The organism is Streptomyces sparsus (genome assembly GCF_054776295.1).
Window position 1 is genome coordinate 1 of sequence record NZ_BAAHCA010001042.1, and the last position, 1,569, is coordinate 1,569.

Consider the following 1,569-nt stretch of genomic DNA (forward strand, 5'->3'; position numbering starts at 1 on the left):
GGTCCCACCGACGCGCTGGGCACTGCCCTGCAGACCGCCACCCGCGGTGGCCTGCCCACCGACGAACTCACCAAGGGCGGCCTGCCCACCGACGCCCTGCCGATCGGCAGCGGCTCGCTGGGCGGCGGCTCCATCGGCGGCATCCCGCTGGGCGGCTGACCCGCACGACGGCTGATCCCGGCACCTGACCCCGGAACCGGCCGAACCCCGCGGCGGCCCGTCCCGGCAGCGGCAGACGAAGGGCCCGCAGCGACCACCCATCGGGTGCGCGCTGCGGGCCCTTCGGCCGTCCGGTGCTGCGGGCCCTTCGGCTGTCCGATCAGGTGCGCAGCCGGCGCACGGCCTCGGCGACCCGCTCGTCGGTGGCGGTGAAGGCGACCCGCACGAACCGGGCGCCCGCGGTGCCGTAGAAGTCCCCGGGGGCCACCAGCACGCCCAGCGCGGCGAGTTCACCCACCGTCTCCCAGCAGGGCTCGTCCCGGGTCGCCCACAGGTACAGCGACGCCTCGCTGTGCTCGATGCGGAAACCGCGGTCGAGCAGCGCGTCACGCAGCGCGGAACGCCGGGCGGCGTAGCGCTCCCGCTGCTCCCGCACGTGGGTGTCGTCGGCGAGCGCGGCCACCGTCGCGGCCTGCACCGGCGCGGGTGTCATCATGCCGCCGTGCTTGCGGATCTTGAGCAGTTCGCCGAGCACCGCCGCGTCCCCGGCCACGAACGCGGCCCGGTAACCGGCCAGGTTGGAGCGCTTGGAGAGCGAGTGCACGGCGACGAGACCGTCGAGGCTGCCCTCGCAGACGTCCTCACGCAGCACCGACACCGGGTCGGCCTCCCAGCCCAGTTCGAGGTAGCACTCGTCGCTGAGGAGCAGCACCCCGTGGGCACGGGCCCAGCGGACCGTCTCGCGCAGCTCCGCCGCGTCCAGCACCCGGCCGGTGGGGTTGGAGGGGGAGTTGAGCCACAGCAGGGCGAGGCCGTCCGGGTCGAGCTCGGTCGGTGAGTCGTAGACCACCGGTTCGGCGCCGGCCAGCCGCGCGCCCACCTCGTAGGTGGGGTAGGCCAGCCTGGGGAACGCCACCCGGTCACCGGGACCGAGTCCCAGCTGGGTCGGCAGCCAGGCGACCAGTTCCTTGGAGCCGACCACCGGCAGCACGTTGACGTGCTCGACACCCGCGGCCCCCAGCCGCCGGCCGCACCAGCCGGCGATGGCGTCGCGCAGTTGGGGGGTGCCCCACACGGTGGGGTAGCCCGGGCGGTCGCTGGCGTCCGCCAGGGCCCGCTGCACCAGCTCGGGGACCGGGTCCACCGGCGTTCCCACGGACAGGTCCACGATGCCGCCGGGGTGGGCGGACGCCGTCGTCTTGTACGGCTCCAGCCGGTCCCAGGGGAACTCCGGCAGGCGGGAGGAGACGGATGGCACGGGGATGACTCGCTTTCTCTGCCTTGCTCTTCGCTGCCCGGCACTCGCCGCTCCCGGCGCGCTCACCACCGGGCGCGCTGCCGGCTGCCCGGCGCCCCTCGTGCGGCGGTGCCGGTACGGCCCTACCGGACACGCGCCCGGTACGGCACAGA

1 protein-coding gene is annotated in these 1,569 nt (G+C 75.1%); it reads right to left on the reverse strand.

What is annotated here, in order from left to right:
* Positions 1–319: 319 nt before the first annotated feature.
* Complete coding sequence (gene dapC / locus ACYVE9_RS26125) at positions 320–1,417, reverse strand: succinyldiaminopimelate transaminase (RefSeq protein WP_461030364.1); 1,098 nt, start codon at positions 1,415–1,417, stop codon at positions 320–322.
* Positions 1,418–1,569 lie beyond the last annotated feature (152 nt).